Annotated in this window: 23 protein-coding genes, 2 pseudogenes and 1 riboswitch; of the genes and pseudogenes, 19 read left to right on the top strand and 6 right to left on the bottom strand. The window is 71.9% G+C overall.

Annotated elements, in window-relative coordinates; genetic code table 11:
- The first annotated feature begins 87 nt into the window (after positions 1-87).
- Positions 88-357 (top strand): hypothetical protein, encoded by a 270-nt coding sequence (locus B277_RS14820; RefSeq protein ID WP_128277136.1) that lies wholly within the window; start codon positions 88-90, stop codon positions 355-357.
- Positions 358-380: 23 nt separating this feature from the next.
- Here the strand turns inward: B277_RS14820 and B277_RS14815 are convergent, their stop codons facing one another.
- Positions 381-2,171 (bottom strand): AMP-dependent synthetase/ligase, encoded by a 1,791-nt coding sequence (locus B277_RS14815; protein WP_007929730.1) that lies wholly within the window; start codon positions 2,169-2,171, stop codon positions 381-383.
- 148 nt (positions 2,172-2,319) lie between these two features.
- Between B277_RS14815 and B277_RS14810 the strand changes: the two genes are divergently transcribed.
- Entirely contained in the window at positions 2,320-2,679 is a 360-nt protein-coding gene (locus tag B277_RS14810; protein ID WP_040881755.1) for a hypothetical protein, read from the top strand.
- A 10-nt stretch (positions 2,680-2,689) separates the two neighbouring features.
- Entirely contained in the window at positions 2,690-3,133 is a 444-nt protein-coding gene (locus tag B277_RS14805) for an SRPBCC family protein (protein ID WP_007929728.1), read from the top strand.
- 58 nt (positions 3,134-3,191) lie between these two features.
- Here B277_RS14805 and B277_RS14800 read toward each other — a convergent pair whose 3' ends face one another.
- On the bottom strand, positions 3,192-3,518 hold the full coding sequence (locus B277_RS14800) for a hypothetical protein (RefSeq protein ID WP_007929727.1): 327 nt from the start codon (positions 3,516-3,518) through the stop codon (positions 3,192-3,194).
- Positions 3,519-3,531: 13 nt separating this feature from the next.
- Here B277_RS14800 and B277_RS14795 point away from each other — a divergent pair, with 13 nt between their 5' ends.
- The 5 genes and pseudogenes from B277_RS14795 (at position 3,532) to B277_RS14775 (ending at position 7,014) form a co-directional block, all read left to right on the top strand.
- Entirely contained in the window at positions 3,532-4,110 is a 579-nt protein-coding gene (locus tag B277_RS14795; RefSeq protein ID WP_007929726.1) for an ArsA family ATPase, read from the top strand.
- Complete coding sequence (locus tag B277_RS14790) at positions 4,050-4,370, top strand: hypothetical protein (protein ID WP_007929725.1); 321 nt, start codon at positions 4,050-4,052, stop codon at positions 4,368-4,370. The genes B277_RS14795 and B277_RS14790 overlap by 61 nt, the downstream gene beginning before the upstream one ends.
- On the top strand, positions 4,370-5,338 hold the full coding sequence (locus tag B277_RS14785; protein ID WP_007929723.1) for an ROK family glucokinase: 969 nt from the start codon (positions 4,370-4,372) through the stop codon (positions 5,336-5,338). Before B277_RS14790 ends, B277_RS14785 begins: the two co-directional genes overlap by 1 nt.
- A pseudogene (locus tag B277_RS14780) lies at positions 5,335-6,310 on the top strand (ROK family glucokinase). The gene B277_RS14785 and the pseudogene B277_RS14780 overlap by 4 nt, the downstream one beginning before the upstream one ends.
- Positions 6,307-7,014 carry an endonuclease/exonuclease/phosphatase family protein gene (locus B277_RS14775; RefSeq protein WP_007929718.1) on the top strand — a complete coding sequence of 236 codons (708 nt, stop codon included), beginning with the start codon at positions 6,307-6,309 and terminating at the stop codon, positions 7,012-7,014. Before B277_RS14780 ends, B277_RS14775 begins: the two are co-directional and overlap by 4 nt.
- A gap of 21 nt (positions 7,015-7,035) precedes the next feature.
- Here B277_RS14775 and B277_RS16250 read toward each other — a convergent pair whose 3' ends face one another.
- Positions 7,036-7,572 carry a hypothetical protein gene (locus B277_RS16250; protein ID WP_007929716.1) on the bottom strand — a complete coding sequence of 179 codons (537 nt, stop codon included), beginning with the start codon at positions 7,570-7,572 and terminating at the stop codon, positions 7,036-7,038.
- A gap of 101 nt (positions 7,573-7,673) precedes the next feature.
- Between B277_RS16250 and B277_RS14760 the strand changes: the two are divergent.
- From B277_RS14760 to B277_RS14715, 11 genes and pseudogenes are all read left to right on the top strand, one after another.
- Positions 7,674-8,490, top strand: a pseudogene (locus B277_RS14760) (lysophospholipid acyltransferase family protein).
- Positions 8,491-8,494: 4 nt separating this feature from the next.
- Positions 8,495-8,956 (top strand): hypothetical protein, encoded by a 462-nt coding sequence (locus B277_RS17670; protein ID WP_156811812.1) that lies wholly within the window; start codon positions 8,495-8,497, stop codon positions 8,954-8,956.
- Positions 8,893-9,684 (top strand): sensor histidine kinase, encoded by a 792-nt coding sequence (locus B277_RS14755; RefSeq protein WP_007929710.1) that lies wholly within the window; start codon positions 8,893-8,895, stop codon positions 9,682-9,684. The genes B277_RS17670 and B277_RS14755 overlap by 64 nt, the downstream gene beginning before the upstream one ends.
- Complete coding sequence (locus B277_RS14750; protein WP_007929708.1) at positions 9,681-10,367, top strand: response regulator; 687 nt, start codon at positions 9,681-9,683, stop codon at positions 10,365-10,367. Before B277_RS14755 ends, B277_RS14750 begins: the two co-directional genes overlap by 4 nt.
- Positions 10,368-10,456: 89 nt before the next feature.
- Positions 10,457-11,782, top strand: coding sequence for a class II 3-deoxy-7-phosphoheptulonate synthase (locus tag B277_RS14745; RefSeq protein WP_007929706.1), 1,326 nt, complete (start codon positions 10,457-10,459; stop codon positions 11,780-11,782).
- Between the two features lie 384 nt (positions 11,783-12,166).
- Positions 12,167-12,283: riboswitch (SAM riboswitch) on the top strand.
- A 308-nt stretch (positions 12,284-12,591) separates the two neighbouring features.
- Positions 12,592-13,191 (top strand): NADPH-dependent FMN reductase, encoded by a 600-nt coding sequence (gene ssuE / locus B277_RS14740; protein ID WP_007929703.1) that lies wholly within the window; start codon positions 12,592-12,594, stop codon positions 13,189-13,191.
- Complete coding sequence (locus tag B277_RS14735; protein ID WP_007929701.1) at positions 13,191-14,234, top strand: ABC transporter substrate-binding protein; 1,044 nt, start codon at positions 13,191-13,193, stop codon at positions 14,232-14,234. Before ssuE ends, B277_RS14735 begins: the two co-directional genes overlap by 1 nt.
- Positions 14,231-15,076, top strand: coding sequence for an ABC transporter ATP-binding protein (locus B277_RS14730; RefSeq protein ID WP_007929699.1), 846 nt, complete (start codon positions 14,231-14,233; stop codon positions 15,074-15,076). Before B277_RS14735 ends, B277_RS14730 begins: the two co-directional genes overlap by 4 nt.
- On the top strand, positions 15,076-15,963 hold the full coding sequence (locus tag B277_RS14725) for an ABC transporter permease (RefSeq protein WP_007929697.1): 888 nt from the start codon (positions 15,076-15,078) through the stop codon (positions 15,961-15,963). Before B277_RS14730 ends, B277_RS14725 begins: the two co-directional genes overlap by 1 nt.
- 41 nt (positions 15,964-16,004) lie before the next feature.
- Positions 16,005-17,348, top strand: coding sequence for an LLM class flavin-dependent oxidoreductase (locus B277_RS14720; protein ID WP_007929695.1), 1,344 nt, complete (start codon positions 16,005-16,007; stop codon positions 17,346-17,348).
- Positions 17,345-18,247, top strand: a complete 903-nt coding sequence (locus B277_RS14715) for a TauD/TfdA dioxygenase family protein (protein ID WP_007929693.1) — start codon at positions 17,345-17,347, stop codon at positions 18,245-18,247. Before B277_RS14720 ends, B277_RS14715 begins: the two co-directional genes overlap by 4 nt.
- A 16-nt stretch (positions 18,248-18,263) precedes the next feature.
- On the opposite strand, the gene B277_RS16245 is transcribed toward B277_RS14715, so the two are convergent.
- From B277_RS16245 to B277_RS14705, 3 genes are all read right to left on the bottom strand, one after another.
- Positions 18,264-19,064: a Stk1 family PASTA domain-containing Ser/Thr kinase gene (locus B277_RS16245; protein ID WP_051988101.1), complete on the bottom strand. Its 801-nt coding sequence runs from the start codon at positions 19,062-19,064 to the stop codon at positions 18,264-18,266.
- Positions 18,955-20,217, bottom strand: a complete 1,263-nt coding sequence (locus B277_RS14710; RefSeq protein ID WP_051988100.1) for a protein kinase domain-containing protein — start codon at positions 20,215-20,217, stop codon at positions 18,955-18,957. Before B277_RS14710 ends, B277_RS16245 begins: the two co-directional genes overlap by 110 nt.
- A gap of 35 nt (positions 20,218-20,252) precedes the next feature.
- Positions 20,253-21,155: LysM peptidoglycan-binding domain-containing protein (locus B277_RS14705; RefSeq protein ID WP_040881747.1), on the bottom strand; the 903-nt coding region annotated here is incomplete at its 5' end.

The following is a 21,155-nucleotide window of genomic DNA, read 5'->3' as shown; positions in this document are numbered from 1 at the left end:
GGCCGCGCAGCGCAGAGGGCTGTCGGGGGTCGCTCCTAGCGTGGTCGGTGTCGGGAGGGACCCGGCGACGACGAGGAGGTGACGGACATGACCCGTCGACCACTGCCGCTGACGATCGACTGCGGCACCTGCCCGGTCCGCGACATCGGCTGCGCCGACTGCATGGTGACCGCGCTGGGGAGCGCGTCCAGCCCCGCTGACCCGGACCCGCAACTCCTGCCGCTCGATCGGCGGGAGCGCGAGGTGATCTCCCGGCTCATCGCCGTGGGCCTGGTGAGCGCCGAGACGGCGAACGAGGCCCGTGCGGTGCACGAGCCTCGTTCGGACTACGAGGACCTGCGCCGGCACGCGGTCTGACCCGCGCGCCGGCTGGCCGGTGGTCAGCTGCCGTAGAGGCCCTCCACCTCGTCCTCGAAGTCGCGCATGATGACATTGCGCTTGAGCTTCATCGACGGGGTGAGCGTGCCGTTGTCCTCGGTGAAGTCCTCCGCGAGGACGGAGAACTTGCGGATCGACTCCGCCTTGGAGACGGCCTTGTTGGCCTCGTCGACCGCGCCCTGGATCTCGGCGAGGACGGTCTCGTTGGTCCGGGCCTGCTCCACGGTCAGGGAGCCGAGGCCGTTGTTGGCCGCCCAGCCCGGCAGCATCTCCTCGTCGAGGGTGACGAGCGCGGCGATGAAGGGCTTGCCGTCGCCGACGACGAGGCACTGGCTGATGAGCGGGTGCGCGCGCAGCCGGTCCTCCAGGACACCGGGGGCGACGTTCTTGCCGCCGGCCGTCACGAGGATCTCCTTCTTGCGGCCGGTGATCTTCAGGTAGCCGTCCTCGTCGAGCTCGCCGAGGTCACCGGTGCTGAACCAGCCGTCGCGGATCGCGTCCGCGGTGGCCGACTCGTTGTCGTGGTACCCGCGCAGCACGTTGAGGCCCTTGATGAGGATCTCGCCGTCCTCGCCGATCCGCAGGGAGACGCCGGGCAGCGGCGGGCCCACGGTGCCGATCTTCACCTTGTCGGGCAGGTTGACCGTCGCGGGGGCGGTCGTCTCGGTCAGCCCGTAGCCCTCGAGGATCGTCACGCCGATGCCACGGAAGAAGTGGCCCAGGCGGGTGCCCAGCGGCGCGCCGCCGGAGACCGCGTACTCGACCTGGTTGCCCATCTTGGCCCGCAGCTTGCTGTAGACGAGCTTGTCGAAGACGGCGTGCTGGACCTTGACCTTGAGGGGGATCGAGCCGGAGTCCTTGCCCTCGGACCACGCGATGGCGGTCTCGGCGGCCTTGGCGAAGATCTTGCCCTTGCCGTCGGCCGTCGCCGTCTCGTTTGCCTTGTTGAAGATCTTCTCGAAGACGCGGGGCACCGCGAGGATGAAGGTCGGCTTGAACGACTGGAAGTCGTCGAGGATGTTGGCGATGTCGGCGCTGTGGCCCATGCGCGCCTCGGCGCTGACCGCGAGCACCTCGATGAAGCGGGCGAAGACGTGCGCGAGCGGGAGGAAGAGCAACGTCGATGCGTCCTCACGCTGGACGACGTCGCCGAGCTTGGCCGTCGCGTTTTCCGCCAGACCGAGGAAGTTGTCGTGGGTGAGCTCGCAGCCCTTGGGACGACCGGTCGTGCCCGAGGTGTAGATGATCGTGGCGAGCGAGCTGCGCTCCTGGGAGGCGATGCGCTCGTCGAGCTGCTCGTCGCCGACCTGCGAGCCGCCGGCGGTGAGCGTGTCGAGGTCACCGTTGTCGATGACGAAGACCTGCTCCAGCGTGGTGAGGTTGCCGCGCGCTTCCTCGGCGACAGCAGCGTGCTTGGCGGTCTCGACGACGAGGAAGCGGGTACCGGAGTCCTTGACGATCCACTCCACCTGCTCGGCCGAGCTGGTCTCGTAGATCGGGACGGGCACGCCGCCGGCCGCCCAGGTGGCGAAGTCGAGCAGGGTCCACTCGTACCGGGTGCGGGCCATGATCGCCAGCCGGTCGCCGGCCTGCAGGCCCTGGGCGATCAGGCCCTTGGCGAGGGCGCGCACGTCGTGGTTGAACTGGGCCGCGGTGACGTCCCGCCAGGCGCCGGCCTCCTTGACCGTGAAGGCCACCCGTTGAGGGTTCTTCTCCGCATTGCGCCCTGGCAGGTCGGCCAGGGAGTCGGAGGGGTCGCCCTCGAAGAGTCGAGGCATGACGCTGTCGTTCACGGGATCTCCTTCGTTCGCCGTGCCAGCAGACCGGAAGCTGGCTCGCGACGAGAGTACCCGTGGTCGTGGCCGACGATTTCGGAGTCGCTCCGTGACCGTGGCCATACTCTTGCCCCTGATCCGCGCCGCCCCGACCGAGAGGCCCACCGTGCTCCTCCGCCGCCCCCGTGCCGTCGTCGACGTCGTCGACGAGACCTATGTGCGTGCGGCCCCCCAGGTCGTGCGCGAGGCGCTCGACGCGCCCGGGCTGCTCGAGGGGCTGTGGCCCGGCCTGGAGCGGCAGGTCGTGCAGGACCGCGGGGCGAAGGGGGTCCGCTGGCGGGTCCGCGGCGAGGTCGAGGGCCGGGCGGAGGTCTGGCTCGAGGCATCGGGTGGCGGCACGATCGTCCACCACTTCGTCCACGGGCAGCAGGTCGGCGGGCCGCGGCGCTGGATGCAGGCGCACCGGCGCCGCTGGAAGCACGGCCTCAACGAGATCAAGGATCGTCTCGAGGGCCGTTCGCGATAGTGTCGCCCGCATGGCCGACAGCACCCGATCCAGCATCGTCGTGGACGCCCCGCCCGCAGAGGTCCTCGACATCATCGCCGACCTCGAGGCGTACCCCGAATGGGCCAAGGAGATCACGTCCGTCGAGATCCTCGCCGAGGACGGCGACGGGTGGCCCGACCAGGCCCGCTTCACGCTCGACGCCGGCGCGATCAAGGACACCTACACCCTCGACTACGCCTGGGACATCGACGAGACCGGGGTCGGCGTCGCGTCGTGGACCCTCGTCTCCGCAACGATGCTCAAGGCGATGGACGGCTCCTACACGCTCGCGGCGCACGGTGACGGCACCGAGGTCACCTACGAGCTGACCGTCGACGTCAAGGTGCCGATGCTCGGCATGCTCAAGCGCAAGGCCGAGAAGGTCATCGTCGACACGGCGCTGCGCGACCTCAAGAAGCACGCCGAGGCCTGACCCGCACGTGCCTGCCCACCTCGTCGTCGGCGGCGGTGATCACAGCGCCCGCGTCGCCTCACGATTGGTGGCGGGCGCGGCGCCGCACCGACGGGTGCTGCGCCCGGCGCGGGAGACCCCCTTCGTCGACCCGGTCGTCACCACGGTCGAAGGACACCTCGACCACGTGCTCTCCGCGCTCGACCTGCCGGCGCCCGTCGTCGCCGACCTCATCGCGGCGGTCCTGCCCAGCGAGCTCTCCGACCTGCTCGGCCTCGCCCGGGCGCTGACCCAGGCGGAGGCGGCCGGCGACGAGCTCGTCGCCGACGTCGACATCGAGGTCGCCCGGCTCCTCGGCATGCCGCAGCGCGTGGCGGGGGCCCTTCGCGGCCTTCGTCCCCGTCATCGCGCGCTGGGAGGTGCTCGTCGCCCCCGAGGGCATCGGGGCCCTGCCCGTGCCCACGCACCCCCTGCTCACGGCCCTGCGGGAGGGCGCGGAGCTGCTCGAGGGACTCGACCGCAGCCTCGCCGACGCCGACGCGACCGCACTCCACCTCGCGGCCCCCGGCGGCCCGGTCGGCGCTGCCCGTCGAGCCGACGCCGAGGTGCTGCTCGCCCTCATGGGCCGCACCCTCACGGCCGTCCACCCCGGGGGCGGAGCAGGGGTCGAGTACCTGCCGGCCGCCCCGGCCGAGGGCCCGCCGCGACCGCAGCGGGGTCCCGATGGCACCTGGCTGCTGCACATCGGCGTGCCCGGCGTCCGCGCCGCCGACCTCGACCTCGTGCGGCACGACGACGAGCTCGTCCTCGGGTGCGCTGGTCGCACCCGCCGGCTGCGCCTGCCATCCGTCCTGCGACGGTGCGACATCGACCGTGCCGGCGTCGCCGGCGGCGTGCTCACCTTGACGATGACCCCCCGACGCGGCGGTGTGGCCCCGTGGCTGACCACACCCAGGGCACCGGCGCGCAGGAGGTCGTCATCCAGCTGCTGCGGGTGATCTCCGAGATCGACGTCGAGGCGCTCGGCGACGACCTGCGCCAGCTCGACACCGCGACGGCCCGCCGCGCGATGACCGGCGCCAGCCTGCTCGCCGAAGCACTGACCCGGGCGACCCTCGGCTCCGACACGATCGCCGCGGCACTCGGCACGGAGCTCACCGAGCCACCCGTCCACGTGCCCCACCGCGAGCGCGGTGTGCGGGTCACCATCCACGACGACGAGGCCGCGACGGCCGACGACAGCGCGAGCGAGGCGTGATGACGACGAGTCCGGGCACGGCGATCGGCATCGACGTCGGCGGCACCAAGATCTCGGGTGCGCTCGTCGACGACGCAGGGCGGATCACCCGCCGCGAGCAGGTGGCCACCCCGGCCGACGACACCGCGGCGATCATCGCCGCGACGGCCGAGCTCGTCGGCACCCTCGAGTCGGCAGCCGCCGGACCGGTCGCCGGGGTCGGCATGGCCTGCGCCGCCTTCGTCGACGCCCGCGCCGGGCACGTGTGGTTTGCCCCCAACCTGCCGTGGCGCGACCTCGACCTCGCCACCGAGGTGGGCACGGCGATCGGTCGAGAGGTCGTCGTCGACAACGACGCCAATGCCGCGGCCTGGGGGGAGTACCGCCACGGGGCGGGCAGCGACTGCGACGACATGCTCCTCGTCACCGTGGGCACCGGCGTCGGCGGCGGGTGCATCGTCGACGACCACCTGCTGCGGGGTGCCTTCGGCATCGGCGGGGAAATCGGTCACGTGACCCTCGACCCGGACGGCCCGCGCTGCGGCTGCGGCAACCACGGCTGCCTCGAGGTCTTCGCCTCGGGCACGGCGCTGGAGCGGGCAGCGCGCGAGCTCGCCAGCACGACGTCGTCGCGCGCCGAGGCGCTGCGCGAGCGGTGCGGCGGTGATGTCGAGGCCCTCTCGGGTCGTGACGTCACCGACCTCGCCCGCGAGGGCGACGTCGCGAGCATCGAGCTGCTCGACGACCTCGGGACCCACCTCGGTCGGGGGCTGGCGTCCATCTGCGCGGTCCTCGACCCCGGCCGCATCGTCATCGGGGGAGGCGTGGCCGACGCCGGCGAGCTGCTCGTCGGGCCGACCCGCACCGCCTTCGCCGCCCACCTCATCGGCCGGGGGCACCGCCCTTCGCCAGACCTGGTCCAGGCCACGCTCGGCAACGACGCCGGCATCGTCGGGGCCGCGACACTCGCCCGGGAGGCACAGGCATGACCACGAGCATCGGCATCGACATCGGGGGGACCAAGGTCTCCGGGGGCGTCCTCGACGAGGAGGGGCGCATCCTCGTGCGCACCCGGTGCGACACCCCCCGACCGGTCGAGCGCGCCCCGGGTCGTCGAGGACACCATCGTCGAGGTCATCGAGGAGCTGCTCGTCCTCGCGGAGGAGGCCGGCGCGGAGCGCCCGAGCACCGTCGGAGTCGGCGCGGCCGGGTTCGTCGCCGCCGACCGCTCGACCGTCGTCTTCGCCCCCCACCTGTCGTGGCGCAACGAGCCGCTGCGGGCGGCGCTCAGCCAGCGCGTCGACCTGCCGATCTCGATCGACAACGACGCCAACGCGGCGCTGTGGGCCGAGCACCGCTTCGGCGCGGCACGAGGCGCGACGCACGCCGTGATGATCACCCTCGGCACCGGCATCGGCGGCGCCATCATCGTCGGCGGGCACCTCGTGCGCGGCCGCTACGGCATCGCCGGCGAGTTCGGCCACATGCAGGTCGTGCCCGGCGGGCAGCGCTGCGAGTGCGGCAACCGCGGCTGCTGGGAGCAGTACTCCTCGGGCAATGCCCTCGTCCGCGAGGCCCGCGGCCTGGCCATGGCCAACTCGCCGATGGCCACCGACCTGCTCGCCCACGTCGGGGGCGACCCCGCCTCGCTCACCGGTCCGATGATCACCGAGGCCGCCCGCGCGGGGGATGCCACCGCGACCGAGCTGCTCGCCGAGATCGGCCACTGGCTCGGCGTCGGCATCGCCAATCTCGCGGCCGCACTCGACCCCGAGGTCTTCGTCATCGGTGGTGGCGTGAGCGCCGCCGGCGACCTGCTCCTTGGCCCCGCCCGTGACACCTTCGCCCGGCAGCTCACCGGTCGGGGCTACCGGCCCGCGGCCACGATCGTCGCGGCTCGCTTCGGCCCCGATGCCGGGCTCATCGGTGCGGCGGCGCTGGGGGCCGAGGAGCAGATGTGAGCCTGCGCATCGCCTCGTACAACCTGCGCGCGCTGCAGGACGACGTCGCGGCGCTGGCCCGCACCGTCCGGGCCGTCGACCCGGACGTGCTGTGCCTGCAGGAGGTTCCCTGGATCGGTCCGGTCGACCACAGGATCGCCGACTTCGCCGCCCGCTGCGGGCTCGTGTGGTCCGGGCGCAGCCAGCGCGCCGGCCAGACGAGCGTGCTCACCAACCTGCGGACCAACGTCCTGTCCGTGACCCACCACCGGCTGCCCGCCCGGACGTGGCGTGACCGGCGCGGCTTCGCGGTGACGCGGGTGGCTCCCTTCGGCCACGTGCCCATCTCGATCGCGAGCGTCCACCTCAGCCTCGACGCCGACGAGCGGCTGGTCCACGCCCGCCAGATCATGGAGGGCCTGGCCGCGCACCCCGGCCCGGCGCTGCTCGCCGGCGACCTCAACGAGCAGTCCGACGGCGCCGCGTGGCAGTACCTCGGCGGGTCGATGCGCCCGGTGAGCCCGCTCGCGCCGACCTATCCCTCGGCGAAGCCCGACCGGGTGCTCGACGTCGTCTTCGCCACCCCGGACGTCACCGTCCTGCCGCACCGGGAGGTGCCGTGGGTGTGGGAGGACCTCAAGGCCGCGACCGACCACCGACCGGTGTGGGTGGACATCGAGACCACGCCTCTGCCCGAAGGGGCCGGGACCCGCACGGGGGAGTGACCGCAGCGCCCGCGGTGGTCCTCAGACGACGGCGCCGTTGCTCGGGTCGTCGTCACGGTCGCGCGGCTGGCGCACGACGACGCACACGAAGCCGCCGACGAGCAGACCCACGACGAGGACCGTCGCCCACCGGCCGACGTCCGGGCGGGCGATGGCCAGCCACAGCAGCCCGAGCACGCCCAGGGCGAGCCCGAGGAGGCCACCCCAGAAGAGGCGGTCCGTCGGTGGGGGCAGCGGCTGCGGCGGGGGCGGGGAGTAGCCCTCGTCGGCATCGCCCTCGCCGGGGTCGTCGTCACCTCGCAGCAGGGCGTCGGCGACGGAGTTGGTCGGGTCGACCCGCCACGGCACGTCCGGGGTGCGGGGTCCCTCGGACCGGGCCGGCGGCAGTCGGACGTCACCGGTGGACTGGGTCGGCCGCCGTGGCGGGGCATCGAGGGGGCGCGGGAGCTGGTCGTGCTCCGGCGCGGAGCCCTCGGTCGACTCGTCGTCCCACCGGGCGACGATCGCCTCGAAGGCGGCGTCGACGTCCCGGTCGTCGGGGTGGTGCCGCTCCGCCATCTGCTGATCCGCTCGTCTCGACGTCGTCCTCGCCTCGCGGACATCCTCGCACGCGTCACCGTTACCGTAGAGTTCGCTAGCGATCAGGAGGTGGTGCGACAGTGCTGTACTGGATGCTCAAGAGGGTCTTCCTCGGGCCGCTGCTCAGGGTCCTCTTCCGACCCAAGGTCGAGGGGCTCGAGCACATTCCCGCCGAGGGGCCGGCGATCCTGGCCAGCAACCACCTGTCCTTCTCCGACTCGATCTTCCTGCCGCTCGTCATCGACCGGCGGCTGACCTTCCTCGCGAAGTCGGACTACTTCACCGGCCCCGGCCTCAAAGGGTGGCTCACCGCGGCCTTCTTCCGGGGCGTCGGCCAGCTGCCCATCGACCGCAGCGGCGGCAAGGCGAGCGAGGCCGCGCTGCGTGCCGGGCTGGCCGTGCTCGGTGAGGGCGACCTCCTCGGTCTCTACCCCGAGGGCACGCGCTCGCCCGACTCGCGCCTCTACCGCGGACGCACCGGTGTCGCGCGCATGGCCCTGATCGCCGGCGTGCCCGTCACTCCCCGTCGCGATGATCGACACCGACAAGGCGCAGCCCACCGGCCAGATCGTCCCCAACATCCGTCAGGTCGGCGTCAAGATCGGCGCCCCTCTCGACTTCTCCCGGTACGAGGGGATGGAGGGCGACCGCTTCGTCCTGCGCTCGATCACCGACGAGATCATGTACGAGCTCATGCAGCTGTCCGACCAGGAGTACGTCGACATGTACGCGACGTCGATGAAGGAAAAGCTGCTCACCAAGGCCCGCCGGCGCGCTCGCGAGCTCCAGGAGGCCGCCCGCCCCGGTCGTGCCGTGCCCGAGCTCGAGGACATCATCGAGCAGGGCGACCGACCCGGCGAGGGCCCCTGGTCCGAGGAGAGCAAGGACGGGCTGTAGGCCGATGCTGCTGGACCCGGGGGAGAGCTCGCTGCGGCGGCACTACAACCCCTCGCCGCTCATCGACAGCGCCGGGGGGCGCGGGCTGGCGCTCTACCGCTTCGTCGCCCTCGTCTACGCCGGGATCCTCGTCGGCATCCATCAGGAGCACGTCATCCGGTGGTGGCCGATCCTGCTGTGGGGTGCCTGCGCCCTCGTCTGGTCGGTCGTCGCCCCCCCTTCGCCCCCGGCCGACGACGACGGCGATCGTCCTCGAGCTGTGCCTCGCCGGCGTCGGCATCTTCGTCACCAACGTCGTCTACGACCCCGTCGAGGTGAGCAACGGCATCTCCACCGTGCCCGGGGTGTGGGCCGCCTCGCCGGTGATGGCGGGGGCCCTGCTCTCCGGGATCAAGGGGGGGCGTGCTCGCCGCTGCCGTCATCGCGGCGACCAACCTCGGGCAGGCCGAGCACCCGAGCCAGCTGACCTGGCACAACATCTTCCTGCTCTTCATCCTCGGCGTGCTCGTCGGGCTCGCCGTCCAGCTCGCCCGGGAGAGCCAGCGACGCCTCGAGCAGGCGCTCGCCGTGAGCGAGCGGCTCGCCGAGCGCGAGCGGATCGGCCGGCAGGTGCACGACGGGGTGCTGCAGGCCCTGGCGCTCATCAACCGTCGCGGTCGTGAGATCGGCGGCGAAGGGGAGGCCCTCGCCGATCTCGCCGCCGACCAGGAGCGGTCGCTGCGCAGCCTCATCACCCGCTTCGAGCCGGCAGCGGGGGAGACCTCCGGCACACCCGAGAGCGAGCAGGTCACCGACCTCGCGGCCCGCCTCGCGGCGCTGCGCTCCGCCCGGGTCGAGGTCGTCCTGCCCGCCGGGGCGGTCCGGCTGCCCGCCGCCGTGACCCAGGAGGTCGAGGCCGCGGTCGTCGCCGCCCTCGACAACGTCAGCCGACATGCAGGAGAGCAGGCTCGCGCGTGGGTGCTGCTCGACGCCGACGACCAGGGCGTCGAGGTCGTCGTCCGTGACAACGGGGTCGGCATGGCCCCCGACCGGCTCGTGCGCGCCGTCGAGGAAGGGCGCCTCGGGGCGAGCAGCTCGATCCGCGGGCGCATGCTCGACCTCGGCGGCGACGCCAGCTGGCGCTCGCCCGGCACCGGCGGCACGACCGTCACGCTCACCGTGCCGGCCCATCACGTGGCAGGCTCCACCCCATGAGCGAGCCCAGCGCGCCCCTGAAGGTCCTCGTCGCCGACGACCACCCGCTGTGGCGGGATGCCCTCGTCCGAGACCTCGAGGAGGCCGGCTTCGAGATCGTGGGCACCGCCGCCGACGGGCCCTCGACGGTGCGCCGCACCCGCGCCACCGTCCCCGACGTGCTCGTCCTCGACCTCAACCTGCCCGAGATGCGCGGCGACGAGGTCTGCACCGCCATCGGCGACCTGACGACCAAGGTGCTCATCCTCTCGGCCAGCGGCGAGGAGCCGGACGTGCTCGCGGCCGTCAAGGCCGGGGCGAGCGGCTACCTCGTCAAGTCCGCCTCGCCCGCGGAGATCCGTGACGCCGTCACGGCGACCGGTGCCGGCGACGCCGTCTTCACTCCCGGTCTGGCCGGGCTCGTCCTCGGCGAGTTCCGCGAGATGAGCAGCCGGGCACGCACCGAGCCGGAGCCGGCAACCGCCGAGCCCAGCTCGCCCGTGCCGGAGCTCACCGAGCGCGAGACGGAGATCCTGCGCTACGTCGCCATGGGGATGACGGCCAAGGAGATCGCCGCCGACCTGGTCATCTCGCACCGGACGGTGCAGAACCACGTGCAGAACATCCTCGGCAAGCTCCACCTGCACAACCGGGTCGAGCTCACCCGCTTCGCGATCAGCCGGGGACTCGACAAGCCGGAGTGACCTCCCTTCGGTCCTGTGCGTGGACGGGTGCCGAGGCGCCGCCACGCCCGGCCTATCCTGTGGGGGTGACCACTGCAGTGCCCGCCCCCATGACCGCCGCCACCATCGACAGCGACCTGCCTGCCGCGCAGCAGCCGAGCTGGCCGGACCGTGCGGCCCTCGACAGTGCCGTGGCGCAGCTGGCGACCTATCCACCGCTCGTCTTCGCCGGCGAGTGCGACGACCTGCGCGACCGGATGGCTGCGGCGTCCGTCGGTGAGGCCTTCGTGCTCCAGGGTGGCGACTGCGCCGAGACCTTCGTCCACGCCACCGCCGACAACATCCGCGACCGGATCAAGACCGTGCTGCAGATGGCGGCCGTGCTCACCTACGGCGCTGGCATGCCCGTCGTCAAGATGGGCCGGATGGCCGGGCAGTTCGCCAAGCCCCGCAGCAAGGACACCGAGACGCGCGACGGCGTCACCCTGCCCGCCTACCGCGGCGACATGGTCAACGACTTCGCCTTCACCCCCGAGTCGCGCGAGCCCGACCCGCAGCGCCTGCTGCGCGGGTACCACACGAGTGCGGCGACGCTGAACCTCGTGCGCGCCTTCACCCAGGGCGGCTTCGCCGACCTGCGCCGCGTGCACGACTGGAATGTCGGCTTCGTCTCCAACGCCGCCAACCGGCGCTACGAGGGCCTGGCCCGCGAGATCGACAAGGCGATGCGCTTCATGGCCGCCTGCGGTGTCGACTTCGAGGCGATGCGGGCAACCGAGTTCTGGTCGGCCCACGAGGCGCTGCTCCTCGACTACGAGCGCCCGATGACCCGCGTCGACTCGCGCACCGGCAACCTCTACGACACCTCGGGTCACTTCCTGTGGATCGGGGAGCGGACGCGTCAGATCGACCACGCGCACCTCGACTTCGTCAGCCGGATCCGCAACCCCATCGGCATGAAGGTCTCCGACAAGGCCGACCCCGACGAGCTGCTGCGGATCATCGACCTGCTCGACCCGCACCGCGAGCCCGGCCGCCTGACCTTCATCACCCGCATGGGTGCCGGCAAGATCCGCGAGGCGATGCCCGCCATCGTCGAAAAAGTCCGCGACTCCGGGGCGATGGTCACCTGGATCTGCGACCCGATGCACGGCAACACCTTCGAGTCGGCGTCCGGCTTCAAGACGCGTGACTTCGAGGACGTCGTCGACGAGGTCCGCGGCTTCTTCGAGGTGCACCGCTCGCTCGGCACCGTCCCCGGCGGTCTGCACGTCGAGCTCACCGGCAACGACGTCACCGAGTGCCTCGGCGGCGCCGAGCGGATCCTCGACGAGGACCTCAACAAGCGCTACGAGAGCGTGTGCGACCCGCGCCTGAACCACCAGCAGAGTCTCGAGCTGGCCTTCCTCACGGCGGAGATGCTCAGCCAGGGCTGAGCCCTCTCGTCCGTCCTGCCGAAGACCGGGCCGCCCGGCGAAGGGTGGGGTCGACGCTGGGGGAAAGTCCGGACCGCTTGGTCTGCCTCTCACGGGGCGCAGGCAGTCCGGACTTTTCCTTGAGTCGCGTCGACCCCACCCTTCGTCGTGCTGGCGGCGGCGCCCCCTTCGTCCTGCTGATGGTTGTGTGTTGAACAGGGAGTTCAGCGAGCCGGCGGCGCTCACCGGGCGCTGCCGGCACCCGGCGCTACCGGTTGACCACACAACCACCTGTCGAGTCAGCTGGGTCCCGTTGGGGGACAGGGGCACTCGTGGGGTCCGGATCGCGAGACAGGCAACTCCTTCTCTTGCAGTAGGAGATGGATCTGCGTAGGTTCTTCATCAGGTCACGAGTTCCAGCGTCAAGCCCCGGCTCGCTGGACAGCAACCCTCCAACTCGCGGTGGGGTGCTCCGGGTGAGGACCTGGCTCCGGTCACTTCCGGTCGGAGCAAGCGCGAGGCCCTCGCCGGCCTCCCGACGAGAGACGGGATCTCCCATGAGCACCACTGCCAGGACCGCACCGCGGTCGCTGCGCCCGGCGCTGCGGCGCCACGTCGACCTGCTGAGGGTCAACAGCGCGCTCTGTCGCTGACCTGAACCCGTATTTCCCTAGGGAAATACGGCCCCACCTGCGCATTTCCCTAGGGAAATGCGGCGCCACCTGCGCGTTTCCCTAGGGAAATGCGACATCACCCCCACCAACCCCGGTCCGGTGACGAGACCCCCTTCGTCGACCGTCGATCCGTCATGCCCACAGAGAGGCACCCCCATGGCTGTCATCGCCACCATCTCCAGCAGTCCGTCCACCTCGTCGCGGACCGAGGCGGTCCTCGGCGACCTGTCGCACCGCGTGCAGCGCGCCGGTCACCTCATCGCCCCGATCGTCTTGCGGGACCTGCCCGCCGAGCCGCTCCTGCGAGCCGACACGGACGACGACGACATCGCTCGCGCGGCCTGCACCCTGGCCCGCGCCGATGCCGTCATCGTCTCGACGCCGGTCTACAAGGCGGCGTACAGCGGCCTGCTCAAGGCCTTCCTCGACCTGCTGCCGCAGACCGGGCTCAAGGACAAGGTGGTCCTGCCGATCGCCACCGGCGGCAGCCCCGCCCACGTCCTCGCGGTGGACTACGCCCTGCGCCCCGTGCTCGCCAGCCTCGCGCCGAGCGCCATCACGCCGGGGTGGTTCGTCCTCGCCTCCGAGGTCACCCGACACGACGGCGGTGAGGTGAGCATCGCCGAGTCCGCCGCCGGCCCGCTGGCCGAGGTGACCCGCGTCTTCCTCGACGCCGTCGCCGGTCGCTCGCTCGTCGCGGCCGCGGAGGCCGCCCACCGCGGCGACCTCCTCGCGCGCTCCGTGGCGGTGGCCTGATGAGCACCCACACCTCACGCCGCTCCGTCCTGCTCGGCCTCGCCGGGATCGCGACGACCTCCGCCCTCGCCGGCTGCACCCTGCCCACGAGCGATGCCGCAGGCACCGGGCCCGGGGGCCGCGTGACCTTCCGATACCAGGGCAGCGCCAACAACGTCACCTTCCCCGAACTGGCCGACGACCTCGGCTACTTCCCGACCATCGACCTCGAGTACGTCGGCGCGACGGTGAGCGGGCCACAGGACATCCAGTCCGTCGCGACCGGGCAGACCGATGTCGGTGGCGCATTCTCCGGAGCGATCGTCAAGCTCGCGCAGGCCGGGTCGCCGATCACCGCGGTCATCAACTACTACGGCTCGGACAAGAAGTCCTACCAGGGCCTCTACGTCCGCAAGGACAGCGGAATCCGCAGGCCCAAGGACCTCGTCGGCAAGAAGATCGCCGTCAACACGCTGGGGGCCCACGCCGAGGCCTTCATCGAGACCTGGCTGACCACGGCCGGCCTCACCAGCCGGCAGATCGACCAGGTGCAGCTCGTCGTCCTGCCACCCAACGACACCGAGGAGGCCATCCGCCGCCGGCAGATCGACGTCGGTGCCCTCGGCGGGGTCCTGCAGGACCGGGCGCTCTCGCAGCCCGACATCCGCGAGCTCGTGCGCGACACCGAGGTGCTCGGTCACGAGCTCAACGGCGGCCAGTACGTGCTGCGTGACGACTTCATCGACCAGCACCCGGACGCCGTCCGCGAGTTCACCACCGGTGTCGCCAAGGCGATCGAGTGGGCCCGCAGGACACCCCGCGCCACCGTCCACGCGCGCTTCGAGCGGATCATCGAGGGCCGCGACCGCAACGAGAGCACCGACAACGTCCGCTTCTGGAAGAGCACCGGTGTCCCGGCGAAGGGCGGGGCGGTCTCCGACGAGGACTTCACCCAGTGGGCGGCCTGGCTGGAGAGCACCGGGATCGTCGACCAGGCAGACCTCGACCCGGCGTCGATCTACACCAACGAGTACAACGACCTGGCCAAGGAGGGGACGAAGTGACCTCGAGCATCGAGCTGCGCCACGTCACCAAGGAGTTCGTCGTCCGCCCGACGAAGGACCAGCCGCGCGCGAGCGTGCTGCGGGCCGTCGAGGACATCAGCCTCACCGTCCCGGCAGGGGAGTTCCTCACCCTCGTCGGACCGAGCGGGTCGGGCAAGACCACCCTGCTCGACCTGCTCGGCGGGCTGAGCACCCCGACGAGCGGCGAGGTCCTCGTCGACGGCGAGGCCGTCACCGGACCGGGTCTCGACCGCGGGATCGTCTTCCAGCAGTACGCCCTCTTCCCCTGGCGCACGGCGCTGGCCAATGTCGCCTTCGGGCTCAAGCAGCTGCCGCTCACCCGCAAGGAGCGCACCGAGCGGGCGCGCGAGTACCTCGCCCTCGTCGGGCTCTCCGGCTCCGAGGACCGGCTCCCGCACGAGCTCTCGGGCGGCATGAAGCAGCGCGTCGCGATCGCCCGCAGCCTCGCCTACGAGCCGGGGATCCTCCTCATGGACGAGCCCTTCGCCGCGCTCGACGCCCAGACCCGTGAGCAGCTGCAGGACGAGCTGCTGCGGATCTGGCGCACCACCGGCACGACCGCCGTCTTCATCACCCACGGCATCGAGGAGGCGGTCTACCTCGGCCAGCGCGTCGCGATCCTCTCCTCGCGGCCCGGGCGGCTCAAGCAGGTCGTCGACATCGACCTGGGTGACCGCGAGGGCGAGCGCGACCTGCGCTCGGACCCGGACTTCGTCGGTTACCGACACCAGATCTGGAGCCTGCTGCACGACGAGGTCGAGCGGGCGCAGCGCGCCGGCCACCACAAGATCCAGCCCGACGGCACCGAGAGGGCGGCCTGATGAGCACCGCGACCCTGACCCCGACGACCTCCACCACCTCGACCATGGCGGAGGGACCCCCTTCGTCGCCCGAACTGAGTCCGCCCGCGGCGCCGACCCGCACCCGACGCGCCCTCGGGGCGCTGCGCACCGGCGCCCGCCGGTCCGCCGCGGTCGTGCTCTTCCTCCTCCTGTGGGAGTACGGCACCCAGTACCTGCTCGAGCCGACCCGCCGCGTCTTCCTGCCACCCCTGCACGTCGTGCTCGAGGCGCTGTGGGACCTCGTGCGGACCGGGCAGCTGCAGGAGCACCTCCAGGCCAGCCTGACGCGGTCGGTCATCGGCTTCGGCCTCGCGGTCGTCGCCGGCGTCGTCCTCGGCATCGCCGTCGCCTGGTACGAGGGCCTGCGCGAGTTCCTCACCCCGCTGCTCGAGCTCTTCCGCAACACCGCGGCCCTGGCGCTGCTGCCCGTCTTCACCCTGCTCCTCGGCATCGGTGAGCTGAGCAAGGTCTCGATCGTCGCCTTCGCGGCCTTCTTCCCCGTGCTGCTCAACACCGTCGCCGGCGTGCGGACCGTCGACCCGCTCCTCGTCCGGGCCGCCCGGACGCTCGGGCTGAGCAACCTGCAGCTCTTCGTCAGGGTCGTCCTGCCCTCCGCGGTCCCGACGATCTTCACCGGGGTCCGCATGGCCGGCACCGCGTCGATCCTCGTGCTCATCGCCGCCGAGATGGTCGGGGCCAAGGCGGGCCTGGGCTACCTCATCGTCAACGCGCAGAGCAGCTTCCAGATCCCGCAGATGTACGCGGGCATCCTCACCGTCTCCATCTTCGGGCTGGCCGTCAACACGGCACTGGTGCGCCTCGAGCGGCACTTCTCCGGGTGGCGCACGACGCCGCACGGCAACTGAGACCGGGCCCAACTCCCTTCGACCGCAAAGGAATCCACGACATGAGCACGCGACGACAGCTCCACCTCAATGCCTTCATCATGCCCAACGGCCACCACGAGGCCGCCTGGCGCCACCGCTCGACCCGACCCACGCAGGCCCTCACCCTGCAGCACTACGTCGACATCGCACGGACGGCCGAGCGGGGCCTGCTCGACTCCGTCTTCCTCGCGGACACGGTCGCGCTCGGCGGCAACGTGCGGCACAACTCGCACTCCGCCTTCGAGCCGCTCACCCTGCTCTCGGCGCTGGCCGCGAGCACCGAGCGGGTCGGGCTCATCGCCACCGCCTCGACCACCTACAACCACCCGTACACCCTCGCGCGGGCTTTCGCCTCCCTCGACCACCTGAGTGATGGCCGCGCCGGGTGGAACATCGTCACCTCCGGCACCCGCGACGAGGCCGCCAACTTCGGCATCACCCGACCCGACCACAGCCGCCGCTACGAGCGGGCCGCGGAGTTCGTCGAGCTCGCTGCCGCCCTGTGGGACAGCTTCGGCGACGGGGCGGTCCTCGCGGACGCCGAGCGCGGGATCTACGCCGACACCGACCTGATCCACCGCGTCGACCACCACGGCGAGCACTTCGACGTCGCCGGCCCGCTCAACGTGCCCCGCCCCGTGCAGGGCTACCCCCTGCTCGTCCAGGCCGGGTCCTCCGCGACCGGACGGGCGTACGCCGCCCGCTACGCCGAGGCGGTCTTCACCGCACAGCAGACCCTCGAGGAGGGCATCGCCTTCTACGACGACCTCAAGGGGCGCCTCGCCGACCACGGCCGCAGCCGCGACGAGCTGCTCGTGCTGCCCGGCATCTCGCCGGTCATCGGGTCCACGCAGGAGGAGGCCCGCCGGCTCGAGGCGGAGATCAACGCCGGCATCGTCCCCGCCTACGGACTGGCGCAGCTGAGCTCGATGCTCGACATCGAGCTCACCGAGGACCAGCTCGACGAGCCGCTGCCGCACATCGACGAGGTGACGCAGGGCAACCAGAGCCGCTTCACGCTCGTCACCGAGCTCGCCCGCCGCGAGCAGCTCACCGTGCGCCAACTCATCGAGCGACTGGCCGGGGGACGAGGGCACCGCGTGCTCGCCGGCACCCCCGAGCAGATCGCCGACGACCTCGAGACCTGGTTCACGAAGGGGGCGGCTGACGGCTTCAACATCATGCCGCCGACCTACCCGCAGGGGCTCGAGGTCTTCGTCGACACCGTCGTGCCGATCCTCCAGCAGCGCGGTCTCTTCCGCACCGAGTACACCGGCACGACCCTGCGCGAGCACTACGGGCTGGCCCGACCGTCGGCCGGCCACATCGCGACCACCACCACGAGCAAGGAGCAGGCAGCATGAGCACCACGACCACCATCCGCGACATCCGCAAGATCACCGGCCGCATCGGCGCCGAGGTCATCGGGGTCGACGTCACCCAACCCCTCGCCGCCGAGACCGTCACCTACCTGCGCGAGGCGCTCGCCGAGCACAAAGCGCTCGTCTTCCGCGGGATGCCGCTCGACGACGCGGCGCAGGAGCGCTTCGCCACGTCCTTCGGCACCGTCACCGGCGCCCACCCGACGGTCGCGTCCGTCGAGGGAGCGCCCAGGGTGCTACCCGTCGACAGCGAGCGGGGCACCGCCAACCACTGGCACACGGACGTCACCTTCGTCCACGCGCCGCCGCGGGCGACGACCCTGTCGAGCAAGGTCGTGCCGCCCCACGGCGGTGAGACGCTCATCGCCAACACCGGTGCCGCCTACCGCGACCTGCCCGACCCGCTGCGGGTCCTCGCCGACTCGCTCCGGGCGGTGCACACCAACGACTACGACTACGCCACCCCGCCGGAGCAGCAGGACGAGGCGCTCAAGGAGCGCCGCGCGGAGTTCACCTCACAGGTCTTCGAGACCGAGCACCCCGTCGTGCGCGTCCACCCGGAGACGGGGGAGCGCGGCCTGTACCTCGGCGGCTTCGTCCGACGCTTCGTCGGCCTCTCCACGACCGAGAGCCGTGATCTGCTCCGCCTGCTCCAGGCCTACGTGACCCGGCCGGAAAACGTCGTGCGCGTCACCTGGGAGCCTGACCAGCTCGTCATCTTCGACAACCGGATCACCCAGCACTACGCCCCCGACAACTACGACGGGCTGCCCCGCCGCCTGCACCGGGTCACCGTCGCCGGCGAGGTGCCCGTGGGCATCGACGGTGAGCCCAGCCGCTCGCTCGTCGGGGATGCCTCGCACTACGCGCCGGTGGCCTGACCCCCTTCGCGTCTGATCACCCGGCCGGCCGGGTGATCAGACGACGAGGATCGTGACCGTCGAGCCCTTGGGGGGCGGTACCACCGCTCGGACGCGACGCGCGGACCTCGTCGAGGGGGCCGCCGAGGAAGGTCTGCACCGAGACCGTGAAGCCGGCATCCTGCAGCTTCTTGGTCGCCGCGGACCGGTTGAGGCCCTCGACCTCGGGCACCGCGACCATCTCCGGCCCCTTGGACACCGTGATCGTCACGGTCTCACCGGGCAGCAGGGTGCCGCTCGCCGGGCTCTGGCTGATGACCGACCCCTTGGGCACCGTCGTGGAGTAGGCGTCGTCGCCGCGGGAGACCTTGAGCCCCGCCCCCTCGATCTTCGTCGTGGCAGCCTCGGCCGTCGTCCCGGTCACGCCCGGCACGACGATCGGCTGGGGTCCGCGCGAGACGACGATGTCGACCGTCGCGTCACGCTTGAGCTCGGTGCCGGCGGCGGGCGAGCTGGAGACGACCTGTCCCTTGGGCACGTCGGCGTCGTAGGCCCGGGTGGTCCGACCGACGCCGAGGTGCTCGGCCTCGAGGTCGGCGGTCGCCTGGCTGGCCGTGCGGCCGCCGAGGTCGGGGACCTCGTAGCGCTCCGGCCCCTTGGACACGACGATGGTGACGTCCGCTCCCTTCGACAGCTCGGTGCCGACCGGCGGGGTGGTCGTGATGACGTCACCCTGCGGGACCTGCTCGTCGAAGGCGGCCTGCTCCGTGGGGGAGAGCTCGTACCGGGTGAGCAGCGCCTGCGCGTCCTCGCTGGTCTGGCCGGAGACCTCCGGCACGAGGACCGTGCTCCCCGGTCCCTCCTGGGTCCACCACCAGCCGCCGCCCGCGGCGACGAGGGCGAGCAGGAGCAGCGCGACGAGCCCGCCGCGCCACCGCGATCTCCGGGACGAAGGGGGGCGCCGCCCCCGTCGGTCCGCCGTCCCCGTCGTCGGCGCTGTCGTCGATGCCGTCGACACCGGCCGTGGCACCGGTCGTCGCGAGGGCCGTCGTCGGGCTCGGGCGAGGGTGGGCGACCGTGGCGGCACCCGCGGGCGCCGTGCTGCGGGCCGCGCCGGCGGCCCGGCGGTCGAGCTCGTCGGAGGTGAGGTCGGCACGCACCCGCTGCAGCTCGGCGAGGTAGTCGGCAGCATCGCGCGGCCGGGCGTCGGGGTCGCGGTGGGTGGCCAGGGCGACGAGGTCGTCGAGGCTGCTCGGGAGTCCGTCGACCCGCTCGGAGGGCACCGGGACCGACCCGTGCACGTGCTGGAAGGCGACGTGGATGGGCGACTCGCCCTCGATGGCCCGCTGCCCGGTGAGCAGCTCGAAGAGGATGAGCCCGGCGGCGTACACGTCGCTGCGGGCGTCGGCGATGCCGCGCTCGACCTGCTCGGGGGACAGATAGGCGACGGTGCCGAAGAGCACGCCGTCCTCGGCCGTCGTCGTCTGCGAGGTGACCGCCCGTGCCAGTCCGAAGTCGGCGACCTTGACCAGGCCGCCCTCGCCGATGAGCACGTTTTCGGGCTTGACGTCGCGGTGGATGTAGCCGGCCGCGTGGGCCGCCGCGAGCCCGGTGAGCACCGGCTCGAGGATGTCGAGCGCGGCCCGGGGGGTGAGGGCGCCCTCGGCGTCGATCACCTCGCGGGCGGTGCGTCCCTCGACGTACTCCATCGCGAGGAAGACCCGCCCGTCGTCCTCGCCCTGGTCGAAGACCGGGACGACGTGGGGGTGGCTCAGACGGGCCGCGGAGCGGGCCTCACGGCGAAATCGCGAGACGAAGGTCTCGTCGGCCGCGAGGTCGGGACGCATGACCTTGAGCGCCACCTCCCGGTCGAGCCGGGTGTCCGTGGCGAGCAGGACGGTCGCCATCCCGCCGTCGGCGAGGTGGCGCAGCACGCGGTACCGGCCGTCGACGAGGGCGCCGACGAGCGGGTGCGTGGAAGCGGTGGTCACGCCCAAAGTCTAGGTTCGCCCCCTTCGTCCGTCCGTCACATCCGGCTTCGGAGTGCCTTGACGTTGCTGACGTACTGCTTGGTGTCGCTGTACATGCCGTTGGCCTCGACGGAGGCGAGCCCCTGGTAGTAGCCGGCGACGGCGTCCGAGGTCGTGTCTGCCTGCTCGGTGAGGACCTTGAGCAGGAGCACGCCGGCGGTGATGTTGTCGTCGATGTCGAGCAGGTCGAGGTCTCGGCCGGCCATCTGCGAGGCCCACTCGCCCGAGCTCGGGATGACCTGCATCGTGCCGACGGCATTGGCCACGGAGACCTGGCGCTGGTCCCAGCCGGACTCCTGGTAGGAGATGGCGAGCGCGATCGACGGGTCGAGGCCGTGCTGACGGGAGATGCGGGTGATCTTGGCCTTGGTCTCCGCACGGCTGGGGACGGCGCGGGTGGCGAGCGTGCGGCGGTTGCGGTCGGCGGCGTCGACGATGTCGTCGGAGTAGGTGCGACCGGCGAAGGTGTTGCGCTGGGTGGCCGTGGGCTTGGTGGTCGCGGGCTTGCTCGACGCAGGCGTGCTCGACGCCGTGCCGGTGACCTTGAGCGTGGTGCCGGGGTGGATGAACTCGCCGCTGGCGACGTGGTTGAGCTTGGCCAGGCGGGTCACCGACATGTCGTGACGGGCGGCGATGCCGGTGAGGGTCTCGCCGGAGCGGACCGTGTGCGTCGTGGTGGTGCGGCCGGTGGTGGCGCGGCTTGGCGGGCTTGACGGCGGTGCCGGTGACCCGCGAGCGTGGTCGCCGGGGTGGATGAAGCCACCACCGAGGCCGTTGAGGGAGCGCAGCCGCTCGACGCTCATGTGGTGGCGGGCCGCGACACCGGTCAGCGTGTCGCCGCTGCGCACGACGTACGTGCGGGTGGCCCCCCGAGCGKGCGAGCGGCTGCGCTCCCTCAA

This window comes from Janibacter hoylei PVAS-1, from assembly GCF_000297495.1.
GTDB lineage: Bacteria > Actinomycetota > Actinomycetes > Actinomycetales > Dermatophilaceae > Janibacter > Janibacter hoylei.
The sequence above is the reverse complement of the archived record's forward strand: the minus strand, read 5'-3'. Positions and strand labels throughout refer to the sequence as shown.

Bases quoted from the DNA above. Each gene is read 5' to 3' on its own strand.
- B277_RS14715 (WP_007929693.1), top strand. From the start codon at position 17,345: ATGAGCACCACGACCACCATCCGCGACATCCGCAAGATCACCGGCCGC.
- B277_RS16250 (WP_007929716.1), bottom strand. From the start codon at position 7,572: ATGGCGGAGCGGCACCACCCCGACGACCGGGACGTCGACGCCGCCTTC.
- B277_RS14735 (WP_007929701.1), top strand. From the start codon at position 13,191: ATGAGCACCCACACCTCACGCCGCTCCGTCCTGCTCGGCCTCGCCGGG.
- B277_RS14750 (WP_007929708.1), top strand. From the start codon at position 9,681: ATGAGCGAGCCCAGCGCGCCCCTGAAGGTCCTCGTCGCCGACGACCAC.
- B277_RS14805 (WP_007929728.1), top strand. From the start codon at position 2,690: ATGGCCGACAGCACCCGATCCAGCATCGTCGTGGACGCCCCGCCCGCA.
- B277_RS14800 (WP_007929727.1), bottom strand. From the start codon at position 3,518: ATGACGGGGACGAAGGCCGCGAAGGGCCCCCGCCACGCGCTGCGGCAT.
- B277_RS14785 (WP_007929723.1), top strand. From the start codon at position 4,370: ATGACGACGAGTCCGGGCACGGCGATCGGCATCGACGTCGGCGGCACC.
- B277_RS14720 (WP_007929695.1), top strand. From the start codon at position 16,005: ATGAGCACGCGACGACAGCTCCACCTCAATGCCTTCATCATGCCCAAC.
- B277_RS14745 (WP_007929706.1), top strand. From the start codon at position 10,457: ATGACCGCCGCCACCATCGACAGCGACCTGCCTGCCGCGCAGCAGCCG.
- B277_RS14725 (WP_007929697.1), top strand. From the start codon at position 15,076: ATGAGCACCGCGACCCTGACCCCGACGACCTCCACCACCTCGACCATG.
- B277_RS17670 (WP_156811812.1), top strand. From the start codon at position 8,495: ATGCTGCTGGACCCGGGGGAGAGCTCGCTGCGGCGGCACTACAACCCC.
- ssuE (WP_007929703.1), top strand. From the start codon at position 12,592: ATGGCTGTCATCGCCACCATCTCCAGCAGTCCGTCCACCTCGTCGCGG.
- B277_RS14820 (WP_128277136.1), top strand. From the start codon at position 88: ATGACCCGTCGACCACTGCCGCTGACGATCGACTGCGGCACCTGCCCG.